The 18,127-nt window shown below is 71.3% G+C and carries 20 protein-coding genes; 14 read left to right on the top strand and 6 right to left on the bottom strand.

What is annotated here, in order from left to right; all coding sequences use genetic code 11:
• Positions 1 to 6 precede the first annotated feature (6 nt).
• Positions 7 to 561: a carboxymuconolactone decarboxylase family protein gene (locus Q9S36_RS15770; protein ID WP_311285918.1), complete on the bottom strand. Its 555-nt coding sequence runs from the start codon at positions 559 to 561 to the stop codon at positions 7 to 9.
• A gap of 116 nt (positions 562 to 677) precedes the next feature.
• Between Q9S36_RS15770 and Q9S36_RS15775 the strand changes: the two genes are divergently transcribed.
• From Q9S36_RS15775 to Q9S36_RS15820, 10 genes are all read left to right on the top strand, one after another.
• A complete protein-coding gene (locus Q9S36_RS15775) occupies positions 678 to 1,481 on the top strand; it encodes an SDR family NAD(P)-dependent oxidoreductase (RefSeq protein ID WP_311285919.1) in 804 nt (267 codons plus the stop codon).
• A gap of 27 nt (positions 1,482 to 1,508) precedes the next feature.
• Positions 1,509 to 2,300 carry an SDR family oxidoreductase gene (locus tag Q9S36_RS15780; RefSeq protein WP_311285920.1) on the top strand — a complete coding sequence of 264 codons (792 nt, stop codon included), beginning with the start codon at positions 1,509 to 1,511 and terminating at the stop codon, positions 2,298 to 2,300.
• A 26-nt stretch (positions 2,301 to 2,326) separates the two neighbouring features.
• Positions 2,327 to 3,202 carry a fumarylacetoacetate hydrolase family protein gene (locus tag Q9S36_RS15785; protein WP_311285921.1) on the top strand — a complete coding sequence of 292 codons (876 nt, stop codon included), beginning with the start codon at positions 2,327 to 2,329 and terminating at the stop codon, positions 3,200 to 3,202.
• The gene (locus Q9S36_RS15790; RefSeq protein WP_311285922.1) at positions 3,199 to 4,071 is read left to right on the top strand and encodes a fumarylacetoacetate hydrolase family protein; all 873 of its coding nucleotides are present in this window, start codon (positions 3,199 to 3,201) and stop codon (positions 4,069 to 4,071) included. The genes Q9S36_RS15785 and Q9S36_RS15790 overlap by 4 nt, the downstream gene beginning before the upstream one ends.
• Positions 4,072 to 4,093: 22 nt before the next feature.
• Positions 4,094 to 6,808 carry a family 78 glycoside hydrolase catalytic domain gene (locus tag Q9S36_RS15795; protein ID WP_311285923.1) on the top strand — a complete coding sequence of 905 codons (2,715 nt, stop codon included), beginning with the start codon at positions 4,094 to 4,096 and terminating at the stop codon, positions 6,806 to 6,808.
• A gap of 176 nt (positions 6,809 to 6,984) precedes the next feature.
• Entirely contained in the window at positions 6,985 to 7,728 is a 744-nt protein-coding gene (locus Q9S36_RS15800) for a 3-oxoacid CoA-transferase subunit A (RefSeq protein ID WP_311285924.1), read from the top strand.
• Positions 7,725 to 8,363, top strand: a complete 639-nt coding sequence (locus Q9S36_RS15805; protein WP_311285925.1) for a 3-oxoacid CoA-transferase subunit B — start codon at positions 7,725 to 7,727, stop codon at positions 8,361 to 8,363. Before Q9S36_RS15800 ends, Q9S36_RS15805 begins: the two co-directional genes overlap by 4 nt.
• 3 nt (positions 8,364 to 8,366) lie before the next feature.
• Positions 8,367 to 9,542 (top strand): thiolase family protein, encoded by a 1,176-nt coding sequence (locus Q9S36_RS15810; protein WP_311285926.1) that lies wholly within the window; start codon positions 8,367 to 8,369, stop codon positions 9,540 to 9,542.
• A 34-nt stretch (positions 9,543 to 9,576) separates the two neighbouring features.
• Positions 9,577 to 10,347: an IclR family transcriptional regulator C-terminal domain-containing protein gene (locus Q9S36_RS15815; protein ID WP_311285927.1), complete on the top strand. Its 771-nt coding sequence runs from the start codon at positions 9,577 to 9,579 to the stop codon at positions 10,345 to 10,347.
• A gap of 58 nt (positions 10,348 to 10,405) precedes the next feature.
• On the top strand, positions 10,406 to 11,407 hold the full coding sequence (locus tag Q9S36_RS15820) for a sugar phosphate isomerase/epimerase (RefSeq protein WP_311285928.1): 1,002 nt from the start codon (positions 10,406 to 10,408) through the stop codon (positions 11,405 to 11,407).
• Positions 11,408 to 11,434: 27 nt separating this feature from the next.
• On the opposite strand, the gene Q9S36_RS15825 is transcribed toward Q9S36_RS15820, so the two are convergent.
• The gene (locus Q9S36_RS15825; RefSeq protein WP_311285929.1) at positions 11,435 to 11,680 is read right to left on the bottom strand and encodes a hypothetical protein; all 246 of its coding nucleotides are present in this window, start codon (positions 11,678 to 11,680) and stop codon (positions 11,435 to 11,437) included.
• A 39-nt stretch (positions 11,681 to 11,719) separates the two neighbouring features.
• On the opposite strand from Q9S36_RS15825, the gene Q9S36_RS15830 reads away from it, so the two are divergent.
• A complete protein-coding gene (locus Q9S36_RS15830) occupies positions 11,720 to 12,163 on the top strand; it encodes a MarR family transcriptional regulator (protein WP_311285930.1) in 444 nt (147 codons plus the stop codon).
• Positions 12,164 to 12,625: 462 nt separating this feature from the next.
• Here the strand turns inward: Q9S36_RS15830 and Q9S36_RS15835 are convergent, their stop codons facing one another.
• From Q9S36_RS15835 to Q9S36_RS15845, 3 genes are all read right to left on the bottom strand, one after another.
• A complete protein-coding gene (locus Q9S36_RS15835; RefSeq protein ID WP_311285932.1) occupies positions 12,626 to 13,384 on the bottom strand; it encodes an SDR family NAD(P)-dependent oxidoreductase in 759 nt (252 codons plus the stop codon).
• 278 nt (positions 13,385 to 13,662) lie between these two features.
• A complete protein-coding gene (locus Q9S36_RS15840; protein ID WP_311286174.1) occupies positions 13,663 to 15,063 on the bottom strand; it encodes an MFS transporter in 1,401 nt (466 codons plus the stop codon).
• Between the two features lie 111 nt (positions 15,064 to 15,174).
• A complete protein-coding gene (locus tag Q9S36_RS15845; RefSeq protein ID WP_311285933.1) occupies positions 15,175 to 15,507 on the bottom strand; it encodes a hypothetical protein in 333 nt (110 codons plus the stop codon).
• Between the two features lie 40 nt (positions 15,508 to 15,547).
• Between Q9S36_RS15845 and Q9S36_RS15850 the strand changes: the two genes are divergently transcribed.
• Positions 15,548 to 16,231, top strand: a complete 684-nt coding sequence (locus Q9S36_RS15850; RefSeq protein WP_311285934.1) for an alpha/beta hydrolase — start codon at positions 15,548 to 15,550, stop codon at positions 16,229 to 16,231.
• Positions 16,232 to 16,258: 27 nt separating this feature from the next.
• Complete coding sequence (locus tag Q9S36_RS15855) at positions 16,259 to 16,978, top strand: GNAT family N-acetyltransferase (RefSeq protein WP_311285935.1); 720 nt, start codon at positions 16,259 to 16,261, stop codon at positions 16,976 to 16,978.
• A 48-nt stretch (positions 16,979 to 17,026) separates the two neighbouring features.
• Here the strand turns inward: Q9S36_RS15855 and Q9S36_RS15860 are convergent, their stop codons facing one another.
• Complete coding sequence (locus Q9S36_RS15860; protein ID WP_311285936.1) at positions 17,027 to 17,839, bottom strand: SDR family oxidoreductase; 813 nt, start codon at positions 17,837 to 17,839, stop codon at positions 17,027 to 17,029.
• 120 nt (positions 17,840 to 17,959) lie between these two features.
• Here Q9S36_RS15860 and Q9S36_RS15865 point away from each other — a divergent pair, with 120 nt between their 5' ends.
• Complete coding sequence (locus Q9S36_RS15865) at positions 17,960 to 18,109, top strand: hypothetical protein (protein WP_311285937.1); 150 nt, start codon at positions 17,960 to 17,962, stop codon at positions 18,107 to 18,109.
• The last annotated feature ends 18 nt before the right edge of the window (positions 18,110 to 18,127 follow it).

An 18,127-nucleotide genomic window follows, 5' to 3' on the forward strand; every position in this document is an offset into this window, starting at 1 on the left:
GCAATCTCACCCGACCCGGAACACCCGCAGCTGCAGCGCGAGGGTTCCGTAATAGCCGACGAGCGCCGTGAGCTCGTAGACCCCCTCGGGGCCGAGGGCTGCGGATGCCGCATCCCATTCGTCGTCGGACAGATCGCCGTCCAGGAGTGCCGACACGGTGACGCCGACGATGTGCTCGTCGTCGCCGAAGCCCGAGACGTCCCGGGCGCGGATCGCGCGGAGGTCGTCGTGGCCGAAACCCGCGGCGAGGGCGACCGGCTCATGCGACTCGCGCTCGAAGGCGCTGTCCCACCGGGCTGCCACGAGGAGGATCGCGAGCTCGCGCTGGCGGTCGGTGAGGGCGGTGCGGTAGCGGATCGCAGCGCCCAGCTCCTGCTGCGCGGCGCCGACGGCGGGGGAGCGGAGCATCAGATCGAACGGACCGCGCAGCGACCCGTCGGGAGCGCTGAGGGCGAAGTGCTGGGGCCCGCGAGATCGGGGCCCCGACGTGATCGCGGTGTACAGGGCGCTCTGCTCCGTCGTCAGTTCGGCGGGCGCGAGGGCTCGGACGCGCGGCGGCATGCTGACCTCACTTCTGCGACGCGAACCGCCGCGATTGACACGCCCCACTCTAGCGGTTATGTTCATTCAGCGAAAACAACTTTCGCTCTGTAAATCTTGAAAAGGCAGGAAGCCGAATGTCGACCACGTCCGAAGCGTTGACCACGCACGACCCGAGCTCCGCCGCGGACTGGCTGGGGCTGAGCGGCGCGCGCGTTCTCATCGCCGGCGCCGGCGGCATCGGGGGTGCCTGTGCTCGCGCCTACGCCGGAGCCGGAGCGCGGGTGGCCGTCGTCGACCGCGATCAGCGCACGCTCGACGCCCTCGGTGGCGAGCTCGCGGCCGCCGGGGCGTCGTACGAGGTGATCCAGGCGGACCTCACCGAGCACGGCGCAGGCGACCGCGTCGTCGCGGAGGTCGTCCAGCGTCTCGGGGGGCTCGACGTCATGCTGCACGCGGTCGGCATCAACGACCGTCGCCCGATCCTGGAGTTCACCGAGGACGAATGGGACCACATCCTTCGCGTGAACCTCTCGTCGGTCTTCGGCCTCGCCCAGGCGGCAGGACGACACATGGTCGCCGAGGGCTACGGCCGCGTGCTGGCTCTGTCGAGCGTCTCGGGACTGCTGGCCCACCACTCGCACGGCCCGTACGCCGCGTCGAAGGGCGGCATCAATCAGCTGCTGCGTGTCATGGCGCGGGAGTGGGCGTCGTCCGGTGTGACGGTCAACGCGCTCGCCCCCGGATACATCGAGACCCCGCTCACGGCGGTTGAACTGGCCAAGCCCGGCAAGCGCGCCGACCTCGAAAGCCTCGTGCCCGCCGGACGCCTGGGCACCCCCGATGAGCTGACCGGGCCCGCGCTGTTCCTGTCTTCGCGTCACGCCGGGTTCATCACCGGCCACGTGATGTACATCGACGGCGGCCGGACGCTGGTCTGAGACGACGAAGGACGATAGGAGAGACATATGACCGACTCCACACCGCAGATCTACCCGCGCTTCGCGGGCAAGACCGTGCTCGTCACGGGTGCCGGCACCGGCTTCGGCGCCGAGATCGCCGTGCGCGCCGCCCAGGAGGGCGGGCGCGTCGCCGTGCACTACCGCTCGTCGAAGGCGGGCGCCGAGAAGACCCTCGAACGCATTCGCGAAGCCGGCAGCGACGGCATCCTCGTGCAGGGCGACATCGGCTCGTGGGCCGAGATCAGGCGCATGGCCGACGAGGTCTTCGCCGCGTTCGGGGTGCTGGACGTGCTCGTCAACAACGTCGGCGACGTCTCGAGCGAGCAGATGTCGTGGCGCGATCTGACGCAGGAGGCGCTCGACGCGGTCGTCGACGTCGACGTCAAGGGCACGTTGCTGATGACGCACGAGTTCGGCGAGCGCATGCTCGAGCAGGGCCACGGCAACATCATCAACGTCGGCTCAACGGTGATCGTGCGCGGGTCGCCCCGCGCCCCGCAGTACGCCGCGGCGAAATACGCGATCCTCGGGATCACCAAGTCCTACGCCAAGGTGCTGGCCCCCGCGGTGCGCGTCAACACCTTCGCGCCCGGCTTCATGGAGACCGAGCGGCTGCTCGAACGCGAGGACTGGAAGAGCGGCCGGCGCGAAGTCCTCATCTCGCAGACGCCGATGGGCGTCATCCCGCCACCCGAGTTCGTCGCCGGGACGTGCCTGTGGCTCGCCACCGACGAGTCCGCCCACCTCACCGGCGGGTACCTGCTCGCCGACGGCGGCTTCAACATGGTCGGCGCCTGAGCGCCGACGCCGAACCAAGGAGAAACATGAAACTCATCACCTTCGACGGCGGCCGCGTGGGTCGTCTCGAGCTCGAAGAGGGCGTGGTCCTCGAACTGGACGTGCCCTCGACCCGCGAGTACTTCGAGCGCGGCGGCGACGTCCGCGAGACCGGCGAGCGGCTCGCCTACGCCGACGTGAAGCTCGAGGCGCCCATCCGTCCCAAGAAGTTCTTCCACACCGCCGGCAACTTCGCCGACCACCACAACGAGCTCACCGCCGTCGACTGGTCGCACCCGGTGCACAAGGGAATCGTGTTCTTCCAGAACGTCGACGCGATCATCGGACCGGACGACGACATCGTCTACCCCGAGGGCCTCACGAAGGAGCTCGACTACGAGCTCGAGCTCGGCATCATCATCGGCAAGCCGGGCAAGTTCTTCGGCCCCGACGAGGCGGACGACTACATCGCCGGGTTCACGGTGTTCAACGACATCACCGCGCGCGACATCCAGCGCAAAGAGATGGAATCGGGTGTCTTCTCCTTCTCGAAGGGCATCGATACGTTCTGCCCGATCGGCCCGTGGATCGTCACGCGAGACGAGGTTCCCGACATGCACGAGCTGCCGATGCAGCTGCGCGTCAACGGCGAGGTCCGCCAGCAGGGGAACACCAACCAGACCCGCATCCGGTTCCCGCACCTGGTGGCCTACCACTCGCCGCAGATCTACAGCGCGGGCGACATCATCACCACCGGCACGATCTCGGGCGTGGCCGCGGTGCAGCCGAACCCCTTCGACTTCTACCTCAAGCCCGGCGACGAGATCGAGGCCGAGATCACCGGCATCGGGACCCTCCGCAACACCGTGATCTCGTGGGAGGACCGCTACGGCGAGCCCGCCCCGCAGCGGGTCGACTGGTGAAGCTCGCCAATCTCGCCGGCCGCGCCGTCCTCGTCCTCGAGGCCGGCGCGGTCGACGTCCACGACGCCTCGGACGGCCGCTTCGGTCCCGACCCGCAGGCGCTGTTCGACGAGTGGGAGGGGTTCGCCGCGTGGGCCTCCTCCGTCCGTGAAGACCAGGCCCGGTCATCGGGTACCGGCGATGCCGCGCGCCAAGACCTCGACATCGCCAGGCTGGGAGCCCCGGTCCCGCGCCCGCGTCAGGTGTTCGCCATCGGCCTGAACTACGCCGAGCACGCGGCCGAGGCCGGGTACCCGCCGGATTCCATGCCGGTGACGTTCACGAAGTTCCCGACATCGATCGTCGGTCCGGATGCCGTGGTCGAACTGCCCGAGGGCAACGTCGACTGGGAGGTCGAGCTCGTCGTCGTCATCGGGCGCGAGGCCCACCGCGTCGACCGCGAACGGGCGTGGGATCACGTCGCCGGTCTCACCATCGGCCAGGACCTCTCGGAGCGGATCACCCAGCTGCAGGGCTCGGCCCCCCAGTTCAGCCTCGGCAAGTCATTCCCCGGCTTCGGTCCGACCGGGCCGTGGATGGTCACACCCGACGAGTTCGCCGACAAGGACGACCTGGCGATCGGCTGCTCGCTCTCGGGCGAGGGCATGCAGTCCTCGCGGACGTCGATGATGCTCTATGACGTGCCCGAGCTGATCATGCGCCTCTCGGCGGTCTGCCCCCTCCTGCCCGGCGACCTCATCTTCTCGGGCACCCCGTCGGGGATCGGCAACCGCCGCACCCCGCCGCGGTTCATCGGGCCGGACGACGTCCTCGTCAGCGAGATCGAAGGCATCGGCGCCCTCACCACTCGGTTCACCGCCGCACGGTGAGCCGACGACGGGAGACGGCCGGATGAGCACCTGCCGCGAGCTTCGGGTGGAGTACCTGCGTGCGCCGATCGGCGTCGGCACGCGGCATCCGCGCTTCTCGTGGATCGTCGACCACCGTCAGGAGGGGTACGAGCTGGAGGTGGCGACCGCGGGTCGCACCGTCTGGGCGACCGGCGTCGTCGAGAGCGCCGAGACCTCCCTCGTCGCCTACGACGGCGAAGAGCTCGCCTCGAACACCGCCTACACGTGGCGGGTGCGCAGTCGCGCGTCGGGCGGGTGGACGCCGTGGGCGTCCGCCGCGTTCGACACGGCCCTGCTCGACCCCGAGGACTGGACCGCCGAGTGGGTGGAGCCTGCGCAGCAGGACGCGGTCGTCGAGCGGTGGAGCCTCCTCGACTGGATCCGCGGTCTCGGACCCGACACGCCACCCGAGGAGCGGCTGCGCCCGCCCCAGCTGCTGCGCCAGCGGTTCACCGTGCGGGAAGGGCTCGTGCGCGCACGGCTCTACGCGACGGCACGGGGGGTGTACTCGGCATTCCTCAACGGACGACGCGCCGACGACCAGGTGCTCGCTCCCGGGTCGGACGCCTACGAGCACCGCATCTCGGTCCAGGCCTACGACGTGACCGACGCGCTCGTCGCCGGCGAGAACGTGCTCGGCATCGCGCTCGCCGACGGCTGGTGGGCCGGACGACTGGGCCTCACCGGGTCGAGCGCGCAGTTCGGCACGCGCACCGCGGCGATCTGGCAGCTGCATCTGGACTACGGCGACGGCGCTCGCGAGGCCGTCGCGTCGGGTGCGGATGCGCGCAGCGCGGTCGGGCCCTGGGTGTACGCCGATCTCTTCGTCGGCGAGCACTACGACAGCCGCCGCGTGCCGATCGGGTGGGATCTTCCCGGCTTCGACGATGCCGACTGGATGCCGGTCACCACACCCGGCCATGATCGCCGCGTCCTGCGCCCCTTCACCGGCGAGCCCGTCCGCCGGGTGCGCGAGCTGCCGGCGCTCACCGTCACCCCGACGCCGGAGGGTGCCATCGTCGACTTCGGACAGGTCATCGCCGGCCGCGTGCGCCTGCGGCTGCGCGCAGCATCCCCCGGTCAGCGCATCCGGATCGAGCACACCGAGACGCTGGCGGTCGACGGGACCTGGTTCGACAACATCGCGGGCATCAACAAGGAGCAGACCGACGTCTACGTGGCAACCGGCGAGGATGTCGTCGAGTGGGAGCCGGAGTTCACCTTCCACGGCTTCCGCTACGCGCGGGTCTCGGGGCTGAGCACACCCCTCGCCGACGCCGACATCGTCGCCGTCGTGATCGCGAGCGACCTCGAACAGACCGGTTCGTTCGCCGCGTCCGACGCGCGCCTGGACCGGCTGCATCAGAACGCGGTGTGGAGTCAGCGCGGAAATTTCCTGTCGGTGCCCACCGACTGCCCCCAGCGGGAGCGGGCGGGCTGGACCGGCGATCTTCAGGCATTCGTCGGCGCGGCGAGCAACAACGCCCAGGTGGTGCCCTTCCTCTCGCGGTGGCTGGACAACCTGCGCGCCGACCAGCTGCCGGACGGTCGCATCCCCATCTTCTCGCCGCGCTCGCCCTTCGACGCCGAGGCCGCGGCGACGGCGCAGGGTATCGGCGCGATCGTCGCGTCCGCCGGGTGGAGCGACGCCATCGCGACGGTGCCCTGGGTGCTGTACGAGCGATTCGGTGACCGGCGCGTGCTGGCGGACAACGAGGAGGCGCTTCGTCGCTGGATCGAGTACCAGCGGACGGCCGCGGCAGCCGAGCTGCCGTCCTCGCTGGAGGCCGAGGAGCTGACGCCCGAGCGGCGGCGCAGACAGGCGCTCCTCTACAACGCCGGTCTGCACTTCGGTGACTGGCTGACTCCCAGCACGATGGAGGGCAAGCCCGTCCACGAGGCGATCATGATCGCGCCGGCGCTCACCGGCGAACTCGTGGCGCCGATGTTCCAGGCGCAGACGCTGACGATCGCGGCGCGCATCGCGCGGGTACTCGACCGGGACGACGCCGACGACCTCGCCGCGCGCGCGGACCAGGTGCGGGCCGCCTTCGCGGCGGAGTACATCGACGATCGCGGCGACCTGCCGGTCCGGCTGCAGGGAGTGTACGTCCTCGCGCTGGCCTTCGACATGGTGCCTCCCGAGCGGCGGCCGGCGACGGCCGCGCGGCTGGTCGAGCTCGTCCGGGCGCGCGGCGATCGCCTCGACACCGGGTTCCTCTCGACACCCCACCTGCTGGACGTCCTGTGCGACCACGGCTATCCGGATGTGGCGCGGACGTTGCTCTGGCAGTCCGAGATGCCGTCGTGGCTGTACGAAGTCGATCGCGGTGCGACGACCTTCTGGGAGACGTGGGACGCGATCGCGCCCGACGGCTCGATCCGGCCCATGTCGATGAACCACTACGCTCCCGGCAGCGTCGACGACTGGCTGTACCGGCGCGTCGCCGGTATCCGGCCCACCTCGCCGGGCTACCGCACCGCTGTCATCGAACCCGATGTCGACATCGGCGTGGGTCGCGTGTCGGCGCACGTCACGACCCCCTACGGGCGGCTGGCCGTCACCTGGAGTCGGGCGGGGGACGCGATCTCGCTGGAGGTCGAGGTCCCCCATGGCGTCACAGCCGAGCTCCGCCTCGGCGGCGACACGGTCCCGCTCCCCGCCGGGACCAGCGTCCACGAGCGGCCGTCATCCGCTCCCGCCTCTCCCCGCTGAGTCCGAGGGGTCGCGTGCGCACGCGCCCCCCGCGTGCGTGAATCCCCCGCACGCGGGGGGCACGTGCGCACGCGTCACCGGATGCGGGGGGCACGTGCGCACGCGTCACTGGATGCGGGGGCTAGACTGTCCGCAGGACGGATGTACGTCCGCTCAGCGAACACATGGAGGTGCGCGTGATCGACAAGACGGTTCCGGATGCCGCGACCGCCGTCGCCGGCATCCGCGACGGGGCGACGGTACTCATCGGCGGCTTCGGGCGGGCCGGCCAGCCGGTGGAGCTCATCGACGCCCTGATCGACCAGGGCGCGGGCGATCTCACGATCGTCAGCAACAACGCCGGGAACGGCGACGTGGGGCTGGCGGCGCTCCTGTTTAAGCGGCGCGTGCGGCGGATCATCTGCTCCTTCCCCCGGCAGCACGACTCGTGGGTCTTCGACGGCCTCTACCGGGCGGGCGAGATCGAGCTCGAGATCGTTCCGCAGGGCAACCTCGCCGAGCGCATCCGCGCCGCCGGCGCCGGCATCGGCGCCTTCTTCAGCCCGACGGGCGTCGGCACGCAGCTGGCGGAGGGCAAGGAGGCCCGCACAATCGACGGGCGCGACTACGTGCTGGAGTACCCGATCCGCGCCGACGTTGCCCTCATCAGCGCGTTCCGCGCCGACCGATGGGGCAACCTCGTCTTCCGCGAGACGGCCCGCAACTTCGGGCCGGTGATGGCCACCGCCGCCACCACGACGATCGTCCAAGTGGACGAGATCGTGCCGCTCGGCGCCCTCGACCCCGAGGCAGTCGTCACGCCCGGTCTGTTCGTGGACCGAGTCGTCGCCGTGGGCGAACGGGCCTGGCTGCGCGACGGCGCCTTCGTCGGCGGCGTCGACATCGACGGCAACCCGCTGACCGAGGAGGGTTCGCGATGACCACCCGCATCACCCGTGACGAACTGGCCGCGCGCATCGCCGCAGACATCCCCGAGGGCGCGTACGTGAACCTCGGAATCGGGGCGCCCACCCTCGTGGCGAACTTCCTTCCTGCCGACCTCGAGATCATCCTGCACACCGAGAACGGGCTTCTCGGCATGGGCGAGGCGCCCGCCGTGGGCTCGGTCGACCCCGACCTCATCAACGCCGGCAAGCAGCCCGTGACGGCCCTGCCGGGCGCGGCTTACTTCCACCACGCCGACTCGTTCGCCATGATGCGCGGCGGGCACCTCGACATCTGCGTGCTCGGTGCGTTCCAGGTGAGCCGCACCGGCGACCTCGCGAACTGGTCGACGGGTGCTCCCGGCGCGATCCCCGCAGTCGGCGGCGCGATGGACCTGGCGATCGGCGCGAAGCAGGTGTTCGTCATGACCGACCTGCTGACGAAGTCCGGCGAGTCCAAGCTCGTCGACGTCTGCACCTACCCCCTCACCGGCGTCGGCTGCGTGACGCGGGTGTACACCGACCACGCGATCTTCGACATCAGCCCCAAGGGGTTCGTCGTGCGCGAGGCGTTCGGCGACAACACCACCGCGACACTCTCGGCCCTCACCGGCCTCGATCTGGAAGGCTGACCGATGCCATCGAGCTTCATCTACGACGCGGTGCGCACGCCGTTCGGGCGGGGAGGAGGTGCGCTGTCCGGCATCCGGCCCGACGACCTCGCCGCTCTGGTCATGAAGGCGACCATCGAACGCACCGGGCTGGATCCCGCGCGCATCGACGACGTGATCTTCGGCGACGCCAACCAGGCGGGCGAAGACAACCGCAACGTCGCCCGCTTCGGAGCGCTGCTGGCGGGGCTGCCCACGAGCGTCACCGGCGTGACGGTCAACCGGCTCTGCGCCTCGAGCGTCGAGGCTGTCATCCAGGGTTCGAGGGCGATCGAGGCGGGGGATGCCGGGATCATCCTCGCCGGCGGCGTCGAGTCGATGAGTCGCGCGCCCTATGTGATCGAGAAGTCGGCGAAACCCTTCCCCGCCGTCGGCAACCAGACCATGTGGAACACCGCCATCGGGTGGCGCATGACCAACAAGGCGCTGCCGAAGCACTGGACCATCTCGAACGGGGAGTCCGCCGAGAAGATCGCACGCGAATGGGGCATCGGCCGCGACGCCCAGGACGCGTTCGCGGTGCGCTCGCACCGTCTGGCCGCCGCTGCCTGGGCGGCAGGCGTCTACGACGCCGAGACGGTCGCCGTGCCGGGCGTCGACCTGACGCGCGATGAAGGCATCCGCGACGACACCTCGGTCGAGAAGCTCGCCGGGCTGAAGGCCCTCTTCGCCGCGGACGGCGCGGGATCGGTGACGGCCGGAAACTCCTCGTCCATCAACGACGGCGCGTCGGCGGTGCTGATCGCGGGGGAGGGAGTCCTCGAGGGCGAGCCGCTCGCGCGGATCGCGGGCCGTGCCGCGCACGGCGTCGATCCCGACGACTTCCCCATCGCGCCCATCGAGGCGGCGAACAAGGCCCTCGCTCGCGCGGGCCGCACCTGGGCCGACGTGGACGTCGTCGAGCTCAACGAGGCGTTCGCGTCGCAATCGCTGGGGTGCATCCAGGGGTGGCCCGACCTCGACCCCGAGAAGGTGAACAGCCACGGTGGCGCGATCGCCATCGGCCACCCACTCGGAGCGTCGGGCGGGCGCATCATCGGGCACGCGGCGCACGAACTGGCCCGCCGCGGCGGGGGCGTGGCCGTGGCCGCGATCTGCATCGGCGTCGGCCAGGGGCTCGCGGTCGTCCTGGAGAGATGACCCGGCTCGCCTACGCTCGGTTCGAGGAGGCCGCGTGCCCGAGAAGCAGTCCGACGACTTCGTCCAGTCCCTCGCCCGAGGGCTGGCCGTCATCCGTGCCTTCGACGCCGAGCACGCCTCGCTCACGCTGAGCGACGTCGCGCGCCGCGCCGGTCTCACGCGCGCGGCGGCCAGCCGATTCCTGCGCACGCTCGTGGCGCTCGGCTACGTCCGCAGCGACGAGCGGGAGTTCTCACTCACTCCGCGCGTGCTCGAGCTCGGGTTCAGCTATCTGTCGTCGCTGTCGCTGCCCGAGATCGTGCAGCCGCACCTGGAGCTGCTGTCGCGCGCCGTCGACGAGTCGGTCTCGGCCGCGGTGCTCGACGGCACCGACGTCGTCTACGTCGCCCGGGTGCCCACCCGGCGCATCATGAACGTGCGGATCACGATCGGGACTCGCTTCCCCGCCTACGCCACCAGCATGGGCCGGGTCCTGCTGGCAGGGATGCCGCGCCACGAACGGGATGCCGTGATCGCGGCGTCCGATCTGGCTCACCTGACGGATCGCACACTCACCGATCCGCACGCCCTCGCCCGTGAACTCGACCGTGTGGGTGAGCAGGGATGGGCACTCGTGGACGGCGAGCTCGAGCCGGGGCTGCGGTCGATCGCGGTGGGACTGCGCGGACGCGGGGGCGCGACGGTCGCGGCGATGAACGTGTCGACCGGTTCGAGCTCGGACGCCCCCGGCGCCGTGCGCGACCGCTTCCTGCCGGCCCTGCGCGAGACGGCCGCGGCCATCGAGGCCGAGCTGCGACTGCTGTAGCGTGCAGGGCGGACGCCCTCGCCATCTGGCTCTGAATCATCCTCCGAAGGAGAACGACATGGCACGACCGATCACCCTGTTCACCGGCCAGTGGGCCGACCTGCCCTTCGAAGAGGTCGCGCGCCTCGCGGGTGAATGGGGCTACGACGGCCTGGAGATCGCCTGCTGGGGTGATCACATCGACGTCTCGCGCTGGGACGACGAGGCGTACGTGCAATCGCGTCGCGACATCCTCGAGCGCAACGGCCTGAAGGTGTGGACGATCTCGAACCACCTCGCCGGCCAGGCGGTGTGCGACGACCCCATCGACGAGCGGCACCGCGACATCCTCAACGACCGGGTGTGGGGCGACGGCGACGCCGAGGGCGTGCGCCGGCGCGCGGCCGAAGAGCTGAAGATGACCGCGCGGTTCGCGGCCAAGCTCGGGGTGAAGACCGTCACCGGCTTCACCGGCTCGTCGATCTGGAAGGCCGTGGCGATGTTCCCGCCCGCCTCGGACGAGTGGATCGCCGCCGGCTATCAGGACTTCGCCGACCGGTTCCACCCGATTCTGGACGTGTTCGAAGAGGTCGGCGTGCGCTTCGCCCTCGAGGTGCACCCCTCCGAGATCGCCTACGACTACTGGACCACCAAGGCCACCCTCGAGGCGATCGGGCACCGCAAGAGCTTCGGGATCAACTTCGACCCCTCCCACTTCATGTGGCAGCAGCTCGACCCGGTGGCGTTCGTGCTCGACTTCGCCGACCACATCTTCCACGTGCACGTGAAGGAGTCGGTGACCAACCTCGACGGCCGCAACGGCGTGCTCGGGTCCCACCTGCCGTGGGCGAACCCGCGTCGTGGCTGGACCTTCGTCTCGACCGCTCACGGCGAGGTGCCGTGGGAGCCGCTGTTCCGCGCGCTCAACGCGATCGGCTACGACGGCCCGACCTCGGTCGAGTGGGAGGACGCCGGCATGGACCGTCTGCAGGGCGCGCCCGAGGCGATCGAGTTCGTGCGGACGCTCAACGCCATCACCCCGCCGGCTGCCGCGTTCGACGCCGCATTCTCGACCCGGTAGTCGCCCGGCTCGGCGGACTGACCCGGGTCAAGGGCACCGCATGAGGGGCTTGGGCCCCGAGCGGTCGAACTCGTGCGCCGACATCGTCTGACCGCAGAGCGGACACGGGCGCTCGGTGCGCACCGGCTCGGGTTCGGTGTCGTAGGGGCCGACGGCCGCAGGACCGGCCGCGCGCACCAGGCGCTCGTTGAGGAAGGCGTACCAGCCGCCCGCGCGGCGCACGCGCTCGCGCAGGGGGAGGCGGTCGCCGGCGTCGCGGTTCTTTCGTGTCACGATGATTAGTGTACTAACCAATAGCGCTACCATGTCCTCGTGACCGCCTCGGACGATCTGCTGCGCCTCGAGAACCAGCTGTGCTTCGCGCTCGTGACGGCGGCCCGCAATGTCGTGGCGATCTACCGCCCCGTGCTCGAGCCGCTCGGCCTGACGCACCCGCAGTACCTCGTGATGCTCGCGCTGTGGGAGCACGCCCCGCGCGCGCTCGGCGAGCTCGCCGATGAGCTCGCGATGGAGCCGGCGACACTCTCGCCGCTGGTGAAGCGCCTCGAGGCGCAGGGACGCGTGACGCGCCGTCGGCGCGCGACCGACGAGCGGGTGCTCGAGATCGACCTCACCGACGAGGGCCGCGCGCTCCGCCGCGAGGCGCTGACGGTGCCCGAGCAGATCATGGCCCGCGTGGGCATGGACGCCGGGCAGATCGCCGCTCTTCGCGACGGTCTCGCGCCCTTCGCCGGCCGCCGCCCCGACGCCGGGTAGCGGCTCAGCAGCGCCGCCGGGCCGGGCCCCCTGCCGCGCCACCTTGCGGCATCCGCTGCATCGATCGGTGGCGCGGACGACGCGACCTGCCGCGGTGGTGTGAATGCGGCGTCGGAAGGTGGCGCGGATGCCGCGACCTGCCGCGGTGGTGTGACTCGGGCGTCGGAGGGTGGCGCGGATGCCGCGACCTGCCGCGGCGGTGTGAATGCGGCGTCGGAGGGTGCCGCGGATGCCGCGACCTGCCGCGCCGGCGTGACGGGCGGCGTCGGAAGGTGCCGCGGATGCCGCGACCTGCCGCGGTGCGGTGACGCGGGCGTCGGAGGGTGCCGCGGATGCCGCGAGCTGCCGCGGCGGTGTGAATGCGGCGTCGTAAGGTGGCGCGGATGCCGCGACCTGCCGCGGTGCGGTGACGCGGGCGTCGGAGGGTGGCGCGGATGCCGCGACCTGCCGCGGTGGGCGCGGTCACCCGCGGGCGATGCGGTCGGACAGGTACTTCGCGCCGGCGGACGAGGTCGATCCGCCGTCGACGGGGAGCTCCGCTCCGGTGATGTAGCCCGCCGCGTCTGACAGCAGAAAGGCCACGGTGCGCGCGACGTCGTCGGGCTGCCCGAAGCGCTCGAGCGGTGTCAGGGCACGCTGCGCGTCGCGCATCGCGTCGGGGGCGCTCGCGGTCATGGCGGTCTCGATGTAGCCCGGGTGGACGATGTTGACCCGGATGCCGCGCGGTCCCAACTCGGTGGCCGCGGCGTGGGTCAGGCCGCGCAGTCCCCACTTCGACGCCGTGTAGGCGACGGGGTAGTGGCCGTTCAGCGCGGCCGACGAGCCGACGTTGACGATCGACGAGCCGGCGCCCATGAGCGGCGTGAGCGCTTGGATGCCGAGCATCGCACCCGTGAGGTTCACCGCGATCACGCGGTCCCAGTCCGAGAGCGCGACCTGTCCGACCCGGGCGCGATGGGTGATCCCCGCGTTGTTCACGAGCCCGCGCACCGGTCGGCCCGACAGCTGCTCGGCCAGCGATTGCCATGCCGATGCGTCGGCGACGTCGAGTCGGCGATAGGTCGCTTCCTGCGGCAGGTCGGCGGGGGCGGCATCCGCTCGATCGGTCGCCACGACGTCGGCTCCGGCCGCCGCGAGCAGGCGGACGAGCGCGAGGCCCTGCCCGCCGGCGGCGCCGGTGATCACGATGGTGGAACCGGCCAGGCCTGGCAGTGCGTCCATTCCCCGGACGCTAGTCGCCCCGGCGACCGCGCGGAATGCGGGATCGCTGATGCGCGGCATCGCCGATCCGGGGCCCGCGTTCTGCCCTGCCGTTCCTGCGCTCCTCGTCAGCAGCGGCTCTCGGGCGCCCCGCCGCGCCACCTCGCGGCATCCGCTGCATCGATCGGTGGCGCGGATGCCGCATCCTGCCGCGTCGGCGTGACGGGCGGCGTCCCAATCTAGCGCGGATGCCGCAACCTGCCGCGCCGGCGAGAACGACCGCCTGCAACCCGAACCCGCTACACGCGGAGCGACGGGTGCTGCTCGTGCGGGTCGCGGGCGCGGGGGATGAAGAGCGCGACCACCAGGGCGACGACGGCGGCTCCGCCGCCGAGCAGGAACGACAACTGGAAGGCGACCGGCGACGGCACCGCCACCCCGTCGAACGGAACCGTGTAGGTGGCCAGCACCGCGCCCACGACCGCGGCGGCGGTGCTCGTTCCCAGCGACCGGAACAGCGCGTTGAGGCCGTTCGACGCCCCGGTCTCGGACTGCGGCACCGATCGCATGATGAGCATGGGCATCGCGGCGTACCCGAACCCGATGCCGACGCCGATCACGAGGTTCGCCACGACCAGCTGCCACACCTCGGTCGAGAACAGCAGCGTGTAGCCGTAGGCGACGATCAGCGAGATCGCGCCGAGGATCAGGAGCAGCCGCGGCCCGACGGTCCGTGCCATCCGCCCCGAGAAGGGCGAGAGCACCATCATCACGAGCCCGGCGGGCATGACCACGAGGCTCGCAGCCAGCAGAGAGAGGCCGAAGCCGCCGGTCTCGACGGGCAGCTCGAGCATCTGCGGGTACACGACGTTCGACGAGAACAGCGAGAAGCCCATCGCGATCGACGCGATGTTGGTCAGCAGCACGGCCGGCCGCGCGGCGACACGCAGGTCGAGCAGCGGCTCGGGGATGCGAAGCTCGAACCAGCCCCACGCCAGCAGCACGGCGACGCCGCCGAGACCGCAGGCCAGCACGGGGGCCGACGTCCACCCCCATTCGTTTCCGCGCGAGATGGCGAGCAGGATGCCGATGAGACCGACCGCGAGACCCGCGGCGCCGATGAAGTCGAACCTTCCGGCCGTGCGCAGCACGCTCACCGGTACGATCCACAGCACGAGGACGAAGACGACGACCCCGAGTCCCGCCGACACCCAGAACAGCAGGTGCCAGTCGCTGCGCTCGGTGATGAGGGCGCTGATCGGCAGCCCGAGTGCGCCGCCCACGCCCAGCGTCGCGCTGATGAGGGCGATGGCCGAGTCCACGCGGTTCTCGTGCAGCACGTCGCGGAGGATCGAGATCCCGAGCGGGATGACACCCGTCACGGCCCCCTGCAGCGCCCTGCCCACGATCACTCCGATGATGCCGGGCGACAGGGCGGCGATGACCGACCCCAGCACCAGCAGGGCGAGCAGCACCAGCACGATGCGACGCTTGCCGTACATGTCGCCGAGACGGCCCGCGATGGGGGTGATGACGGCGGCGGCCAGCAGCGTCGAGGTCACCACCCACGCGGTGTCCTCGCGGCTGGCGTTCAGGAGCTCCGGCAGCTTCGACTGGATCGGCACGACCAGCGTGAACATGAACGACGACGCCAGACCGGCGGTGGCGAGGACCGCGACGATCGCCCACTGCGGTGACATCCGGGTGAGGCGTCTGCGCTGCTCTTCGTCTCGACCCATCAGAAAAGGCTATCCCGCACCGGCGACCCCGCGGCCGCGGGGGCGTCGACCCAAGCGAGCGGATGCCGCGACTCAGGCCACGGCGACCTCGGCGTCCGCCAGCACGCGCAGCGCGGTGGTTGCGGCATCCACCCAACGCACCACGCTGGCGGTGGCCTCGGGTGTGTCGGGGCAGCGGTACCGCAGGTGCAGCCCGCTGTCGTTGACGACGAACCACACCATCACGTCGTCGGACTCGATGAGGCTGGAGACGTACTGGATCTGCAGGCCGGGCGGCAGATCGACCGGCAGTCGCCGCGTGTCCAGCCACGACAGCGCGAACATCCCCGGTGCGACGGGCATGCCGCCGTAGGGGGCGAGGATCGGCGCCAGCGGGTGGGATCCCAGCGCGACGGCCTGCCTCACGGCCGCGGCGCAGGCGGCGGGGTCGGCGTCCCGGCATTCGATGACCGAGTTCGTGATGAACCAGCCGACGGCATCGTGCCAGCGCTGCTCGAACCGGCTGGCAGACGACCTCCTCACCGCGCTCGACGTCATCGCGCCGGGCGAGACGGTCCATGGCCTCGGTCCGTCGATGGGGACGGGCACGCTCCTGCACGCGGCGCTGCGCGACATGGCGCGCTTCGACAGCCTCACCCTCATGCTGCCGCCCACGGCATGGGGAACCCGCCGGGCGCAGGCCCAGACCTACCTCGCCGGAGCCGACCTCGTCGAACGCGAGGGCGTGGCGGCCTTCGTCGAACTCGGCAGCACCACGCCGGTGCCGCCGGCGCTGGCCGGTGCGCCGCAGACCGGCCCGGCGGTGGCGGCACACCTGCTGCCGACCGTGCTGCGCGGGGCGGCGACGGCAGACCTCCCGCCGAAGAAGGCGCTCGCCGACATCACCGTGCCGACCCTCATCCTGGCGTGGACGGGAGATCACACGCACCCGCTGCGCACCGCCACGAAGCTCGACCAGATCCTCCCTCACAGCCGACTCGTCGTCGCGCGCACCCCGTACGGCGTCATGGCGTGGCCGGGCCTGTTCGCCGAGCACGTCATCACCGCCGGCGTCGAGAGCCCCACGACGGGCGTCATCGAGATCCCCCCCGGCCGCCCCGCGGCAACGACCGGCGCCCCATCGGCATGAGTCCTCGACCGGCGTAGGGTGAGCCCCATGGCCGACCTCTCCGCCGTCACCCCGCCGGGAATCGAGATCCGTCCGCTCGACACCGTCGAGGAGGTGTTCCGAGCCTCGGCCGTGCTGTCCGAGGTGTGGGGCGGCGACAAGTCGGGCATTCCGCCGAACCTCCTGCGGGCCCTCGCGCACTCGGGCAACTACGCCGTGGGGCTGTACGCCCACGACCGGATGGTCGGCGCGTCGGTGGCGTTCTTCGCCGCGCCCGCGGCCCGCTCGATGCACAGCCACATCACGGGGGTGCTGCCCGGATTCCGCAGTCAGGGCCTCGGCCGCGTGCTCAAGCAGCACCAGCGGGAGTGGGCGCTCGCCCGCGACGTGGGCAACATCACGTGGACGTTCGATCCCCTCGTGGCGCGCAACGCCCACTTCAACCTGCGGGTCCTGGGCACGCGCGTGACCGAGTACCTCGTGAACCACTACGGACCCATGGACGACGGCGTCAACCGCGGCGACGAGTCCGACCGCATCATGGTCTCGTGGGCGGTCGCCGCCCGTCCCGTCCCCACTCCCGAGGACGACAGCGTCGTCGCGCACGTCGAGGTGCCCCGCGACATCGAGACACTGCGGCGGGAGAACCCTGCGGATGCCGCCGCCTGGCGTTCCCGCGTCCGCGACGCCGTCGCGCGGCACCTGGCGTCGGGTCTGATCATCGGCGGTTTCGACGACGATCGCGGCTACCTGTTCATCCGCCCCTGACGACGCCGCGGTGCACGGCCGGCCGGATCCGGCGCTGAGGCCGGCGGGTCAGTCGCCGGCGCGGCGCCAGTCGTCGCTCGTGAGGTGCGAGCCGGCCTGCGGCCCCATCTGCAGCATCCCCCCGTCGACGGTCCAGCTGGCTCCGGTGACGTAGCTCGAGGCGGGCGAGGCGAGGAACGCGATCACCGCGGCGACCTCCTCGGCCTTGCCCGGACGACCGAGCGGGATGCCGGGGCGGTGGGTGTCTTCGACGTCGCCCGAGTCCATGTCGTTGAGCGGAGTCGCGATCTCGCCGGGGCCGACGGCGTTGGCCGTGATGCCGTGCTCGCCGAGTTCCTGCGCCATCGTCTTGATGAGCCCGCCGAGACCGTGCTTGGCCGCGACGTACGCCGCGGACCCGACGCGGGGCGCGGTCTCGTGCACGCTCGTGACGGCGATCAGCCGGCCGCCGCGGCCCGCGGCGACCATGCGCGTGGCGGCGGCGTGCAGCCCCGCGAACGCTCCGTCGAGGTTCAGGCTCACGTCCTTGCGCCAGTCGTCGATCGTCAGGTCGAGGAACGGGCCGCCCGAACCGCCGCCGGCGTTGTTCACGAACACGTCGAGCCCGCCGAGGCGCTCGGCCAGGTCGTCGATCGTGGGCCCGACGCGCGCGAGGTCGGTCGCGTCGAAGCGCGTCACCTCGGCGCGGCGCCCTCGCTCGCGGACCGCCTGCGCGGTGCCCTCGGCGCCCTCTTCGTCGGAGTGCCAGGTGATGCCGACGTCGAGGCCGGCGTCGGCCAGCGCGAGAGCGGTCGCGCGGCCGATCCCCGAGTCCGATGCGGTGACGATGGCGCGGCGCGGGGCGAAGTCGTAGGTCTCCATGCCCCGACGTTACGTCGGCGCCGCCACGCCGCTCACGGGGTTGCGCATCGCGCATCCGATGGCTATCGGATGTATCTGCGGGACGGACCCGGCCTCTTCTGTCATGACCGAGGAGGAACCATGCGTGAGCACATCGAAGTCCTGATCGCCGCACTGACCGGGCCCCGGCGCGACCGTGTCTCGGTTCCGCGCCGCCGTCGTCCGCGGCTCGCCCGGACGACCTACGTCGCGGTGCCGCGGGAACCGGCCGCTCGTCGCCTGGCGCACTGAGACGACGGCGCGGCGCGG

Source organism: Microbacterium sp. ARD31 (assembly GCF_031844425.1).

What these genes read in the sequence shown, in the direction of transcription:
- Q9S36_RS15775 (WP_311285919.1), top strand. Translation starts at nt 678, where the DNA reads ATGTCGACCACGTCCGAAGCGTTGACCACGCACGACCCGAGCTCCGCC.
- Q9S36_RS15780 (WP_311285920.1), top strand. Translation starts at nt 1,509, where the DNA reads ATGACCGACTCCACACCGCAGATCTACCCGCGCTTCGCGGGCAAGACC.
- Q9S36_RS15810 (WP_311285926.1), top strand. Translation starts at nt 8,367, where the DNA reads ATGCCATCGAGCTTCATCTACGACGCGGTGCGCACGCCGTTCGGGCGG.
- Q9S36_RS15840 (WP_311286174.1), bottom strand. Translation starts at nt 15,063, where the DNA reads ATGTCACCGCAGTGGGCGATCGTCGCGGTCCTCGCCACCGCCGGTCTG.
- Q9S36_RS15850 (WP_311285934.1), top strand. Translation starts at nt 15,548, where the DNA reads ATGACCGAGTTCGTGATGAACCAGCCGACGGCATCGTGCCAGCGCTGC.
- Q9S36_RS15860 (WP_311285936.1), bottom strand. Translation starts at nt 17,839, where the DNA reads ATGGAGACCTACGACTTCGCCCCGCGCCGCGCCATCGTCACCGCATCG.
- Q9S36_RS15865 (WP_311285937.1), top strand. Translation starts at nt 17,960, where the DNA reads ATGCGTGAGCACATCGAAGTCCTGATCGCCGCACTGACCGGGCCCCGG.
- Q9S36_RS15770 (WP_311285918.1), bottom strand. Translation starts at nt 561, where the DNA reads ATGCCGCCGCGCGTCCGAGCCCTCGCGCCCGCCGAACTGACGACGGAG.
- Q9S36_RS15805 (WP_311285925.1), top strand. Translation starts at nt 7,725, where the DNA reads ATGACCACCCGCATCACCCGTGACGAACTGGCCGCGCGCATCGCCGCA.
- Q9S36_RS15835 (WP_311285932.1), bottom strand. Translation starts at nt 13,384, where the DNA reads ATGGACGCACTGCCAGGCCTGGCCGGTTCCACCATCGTGATCACCGGC.
- Q9S36_RS15795 (WP_311285923.1), top strand. Translation starts at nt 4,094, where the DNA reads ATGAGCACCTGCCGCGAGCTTCGGGTGGAGTACCTGCGTGCGCCGATC.
- Q9S36_RS15855 (WP_311285935.1), top strand. Translation starts at nt 16,259, where the DNA reads ATGGCCGACCTCTCCGCCGTCACCCCGCCGGGAATCGAGATCCGTCCG.
- Q9S36_RS15785 (WP_311285921.1), top strand. Translation starts at nt 2,327, where the DNA reads ATGAAACTCATCACCTTCGACGGCGGCCGCGTGGGTCGTCTCGAGCTC.
- Q9S36_RS15820 (WP_311285928.1), top strand. Translation starts at nt 10,406, where the DNA reads ATGGCACGACCGATCACCCTGTTCACCGGCCAGTGGGCCGACCTGCCC.